The organism is Acidovorax sp. HMWF018 (assembly GCF_003061035.1).
GTDB lineage: Bacteria > Pseudomonadota > Gammaproteobacteria > Burkholderiales > Burkholderiaceae_C > Acidovorax > Acidovorax delafieldii.
In genome coordinates this window covers 1-4,202 of record NZ_QAIM01000512.1, presented here as the reverse complement: position 1 = coordinate 4,202, position 4,202 = coordinate 1, and the positions used below count along the sequence as shown (strand labels likewise).

The 4,202-nt window shown below is 62.0% G+C and carries 3 protein-coding genes; all 3 read right to left on the bottom strand.

Going from position 1 to position 4,202, the window contains the following annotated elements; genetic code table 11:
• Positions 1-2,458, bottom strand: a 2,458-nt coding sequence (locus DBR23_RS21700; protein ID WP_199227774.1) for a diguanylate cyclase domain-containing protein, incomplete at its 3' end; no start/stop codon positions are given.
• A gap of 420 nt (positions 2,459-2,878) precedes the next feature.
• A complete protein-coding gene (locus DBR23_RS21695) occupies positions 2,879-3,304 on the bottom strand; it encodes a thioesterase family protein (RefSeq protein WP_108499557.1) in 426 nt (141 codons plus the stop codon).
• A gap of 20 nt (positions 3,305-3,324) precedes the next feature.
• Positions 3,325-4,107 (bottom strand): SDR family oxidoreductase, encoded by a 783-nt coding sequence (locus tag DBR23_RS21690; RefSeq protein ID WP_055402392.1) that lies wholly within the window; start codon positions 4,105-4,107, stop codon positions 3,325-3,327.
• Positions 4,108-4,202 lie beyond the last annotated feature (95 nt).

Sequence of the window (4,202 nt, the reverse complement as noted above, 5' to 3'; positions counted from 1 at the left end):
CCTCCATCCCCACCACCTCACCTGTCTGCATGTTGACCTGGGGCTGGTAGTACAGCACCAGCTCCCGCTGCGCGATGGCGGTGGCAATCTGCTCCAGGCTTTCGCGCTTGATCCGGATGGCCGCATCGCTGGCCACATCAAACAGGTGGAACCGATTCTTGCCCGCCTGCTTGGCCAGGTACATGGCCTGGTCGGCATGGCGGATGAGCTGCTCCGAACTGGAACCATCCTGCGGGTAGATGGTGACGCCAATGCTGGCAGACACCTGCAGGGATTGCCCGTTCACAAGCAACGGCTCGGCCGCCACCTGCAACAGCCGTAACAGCAGGGGCTCGCAGTCCTGCTCGGCCGTCAGGTCGGTCATGACGGCCACAAACTCGTCCCCACCAATGCGCGCGAGCGTGTCGCCATCGCGCAGTGCAGACCGCAGACGCTTGGCAATCGCCACCAGAAACTCGTCGCCCGCCGCATGGCCATACCGGTCGTTGATGTCCTTGAAGCCATCCAGATCCAGAAACGCCACCGCCAGCGACTTGTTGCGACGCACACAGTGCGCCATGGCCTGCTGAAGCCTGTCGGCCAGCAGAACGCGGTTGGGCAGGTGCGTCAGCATGTCAAAGTGCGCTACCTCGGCCAACTGCTCGTTGATGCGGCGCATCTGTGCATTGGCAGCCTCCAGCTCGGCCTGGCTGCGCAGGCGCTCCGTGATGTCGCGAACAATCATGCTGCTGTATTGGCGGCCTTCACTGTCGCCATAAATGCTGGAGCTGATCTCGGCGGTGAAGTGGCTGCCATCACCCCGGACCATGGTCAGCAGGCCGGCCGCCTGCCCCCTCTGCTGGCGCTGTACCAGCAGCTCCTGCAACCGGGGGTCGGCAGGGTCGGCCAGCCCCATGCGCCCCCGGGCGATGATTTGTGCCTCGCTCAAGTCAAACAGTCGGCAAGCCGCCTGGTTCACGGCCAGCACGGTGCCATCGGGTGAGGTCAGCAACACGGCGTCCATGCTGTTGTCAAACAGCGCCTGGAACTTGAGTTCGCGGTCCTGCAGCTGCGACGTCAGCTTGCGCCGCATGGTGATATCGACAAAGGTCACCACGATCTTGTCGAGCGCTCCCACCGGCGTGAACCAGGGGTCGGCACGGCACAGCACCCAGCAGATGTCGGCGTCTTTGGAGCGAACAATGCCCACCACGATGCCGTTGACTGGTTCGCGGGTGGCAACCACGCGCGAGGCGGGGTAGTCAGACACCGGCATGGTCTGGCCTTCCTCGTTCAGGAAGGACCAGGCCGGGTCAATCAGCTGCTTGCCGGTCATCTGCTCAAAGCTCAGCCCCAGGAGGTTGCTGGCCTCGGCGTTGCACCGCACCACCGCACCCGTCGCATCGTGGATCACCAGGCCCGTCATCAGGTTGTCGATGAGCGACCGCTGCTCGGTTTCACTGTCGCGCAGCACTTGTTCCACCACCAGCCTTTGCTGCGCACTTTCGCTCTCGCGGCGCGCCAGGCGCAGCGACACAAACTTGATGAACGCCAGCAGCAGGGCAGTCAGCGCCAGTGGAGTGTCGATGCTGCGGGCCCATACCTGCCAGAACCGGCGCTCGGACTGGCCCACAAACACCGTCACCGGAAGCTTGTCGAGCCGGTGAAACAGGTTCACGAAGTTCTGGCCGTTGAGCAGCGCGTTGGGCCCTTCCACCCGCCCTCGCACCGGAAACTGTTGTTGCGTGAGATACCGGATCAACGCCCCAGCTCGGCGCGTGCCGTATACCTCGTCCTTGGTGACTGCGGCGGGCACAGGAAAGCGGGTCATCAGGTAGCCATCATCACGCAGCACGCCCACAGTGAGCTGCTGCACCAGTGGCGCGTCTTTCCAGAGCGACTCCAGAAAATCCACAGGAAATACATCGGTCAACACGGCCTGCGCCTGGCCATTTTGATCCCGCAGCACATAGCGCAGGGTGAAAACCCAGTCCTTGTTCAGCGCATCGCGCTGCGGCCGCCCCAGGTAGATATCGCGCAGGTCCCGGGCATCGCGCGCAAAGTCCTGAAAGCTGGGTTGAGCAGCCAGACTGGGGAGGCCCTGCAGGCTGGGCGTGTGCGACGAGGCCAGTAATTGGCCGTTCATGTCGCTCACGTAGGTCTGGCTGACTTCGGGGCGGTACTTGAGGTAGTCCACCAACAACTGCTGCACCTGGGCCAGGTTGTCGATCCCCCCGGGTGAAATCGCAATGGTCTCAGCCAGGCTGAGCATGCCCGCGCGCTTGGAAAGAAAGAAGGTGTCCAGCGTCCGCGTAAGCAGCACCAGGTTGGACTGCATGTGCTCCTCTTCACGGTCCCTGACCTGCCCCCATTCGTCAAAGGCGTACAGGCCAAACATGAAGAGAACCGACGCGATGACCAGATTGGTCACCTTGTTGATGCTGCTGGCAGCCGCGCTTGCTGGGATGGTTGAATTCATTCAGAAAGCACTAAGCAGCACGTCGGTGCGGTGTTGGAAATCCCCTCCCCGGCTCTATTCGTTTTCTTCTATCGTTGCCGAAGTCATCCTAACAGGTAACAAAAAGAACAGGAGGTTGAATGAGAAGGCGCGGTATGGGGTCGGCAGTATGGGCACAGTGCTCCGCGCCTCGGTACCGGTGGGGTCGTATTCACTGGCTACCGCAGGGCCACCAGCAGAGGGAAGAAGTGGCACAGGTGCTGGGTGCTGGGTGCTCGCAGAGGCTTGCCTTCCACTCTGTCGTCAAACCACCGGTGCAAATCGCCCAAACACTATCTTTTTAATAGCAATCAAGGCATTTATCACGTGCGCTACCGGCCGAATAGTCCAAAAAATGAGCCACCAGCCCCCGCCACGGGGCTCAAGTGACGGGACGGACGGTCAGCTGGCAGTCACCAGCGTCCGCATCCAGTCGGGCAGCGGCGCGGCCTTCTGCTGCGGAAAGTCCACCCAGATCGTCGTAGCTCCGCCCGCTGCGCATATCACGCCCGGCTGGTCCACGCGCTCCATCGTGCCCCAGGTCTCGAACGTGGTGCGGCCCGGGTCGCTCACGTAGAGCTTGAGCAACACGTCGGCCGGGTATTCGAGCTGCTTGTAGAAATTGCAGAACGCATTGACGATGACCGGCCCCTGCCCGCGCGGATCGGGGTTGCAGCCCACCGACACCATCCAGTCGATGCGCGCCGTCTCCAGGTACCTGAAATACACCGTGTTGTTGACATGGCCCATGGCGTCCATGTCGCCCCAACGCACGGGGAAGCGCATTTCAAAAACCAGCTTCTTGACTTCCGGGATTTCAATCTTCATGGCTTCGCACACCCGAGGGATCAGACCCCAAAGCCGTCATCGGCCGCAATCACCGCACCATTGATGAAATGGCTCTGGTCGCTGGCCAGCATCACCAGCAGCGCATCCAGGTCTTGCGCGTTGCCCACGCGCTTGCGGGGCAGCATGTCGATGAGCTTCTTGCCCTGCTCGGTCTGCCAGTGGTGGTGATTGATTTCCGTGTCGATGTAGCCCGGGCAGATCGCATTCACGTTGATGCCGAACCTGCCCCATTCGATGGCCATGGCCTTGGTCATCTGCACCACGGCGGCCTTGCTCATGCAATAGGCACCGATCTGCGGCAGCACCTTCAGGCCCGCCATCGAAGCGATATTGATGATGCGACCGCCGGTGAAGCTGCCCGGCGCTGCACCGCGGGAGCGGGCCAGCATGCGCTTGCCCACCTCTTGCGCCACAAAGAAGGCGCCCTTCACATTGGTGTCGAAGATGAAGTCATAGTCCTCGGGCGTCACGTCCTGGATGCGCTGCGTGGTGCTCACGCCCGAGTTGTTCACCAGAATGTCGATGGAGCCCATTTCGGTCTCGGCATGGGCCACGGCGGACTTGATGGAGTCGTGATCGGTCACGTCCAGCTCGATCACATGGGCGTCACCGCCCTCGCCTTCGATGCGCGCGCGCAGCTCCTTGAGTTTTTCCACCCGGCGGCTGGCCAACACGACGCCTGCGCCCGCGCGGGCCAGCGTGCGGGCAAACTGCGCGCCCAGGCCGCTGGATGCGCCCGTGATGAAGGCCACGCGGCCGGACAAGTCGATGCTGTATGCCATTTAGGGCAACGCTGATTAAGGTCCACCATTGAGAGGGGTCAAACGTTATCCGCAGATGAAGCAGCAGACCTTGGCAATGGCCGCAGATCAAGACA

What these genes read in the sequence shown, in the direction of transcription:
- DBR23_RS21695 (WP_108499557.1), bottom strand. Translation starts at nt 3,304, where the DNA reads ATGAAGATTGAAATCCCGGAAGTCAAGAAGCTGGTTTTTGAAATGCGC.
- DBR23_RS21690 (WP_055402392.1), bottom strand. Translation starts at nt 4,107, where the DNA reads ATGGCATACAGCATCGACTTGTCCGGCCGCGTGGCCTTCATCACGGGC.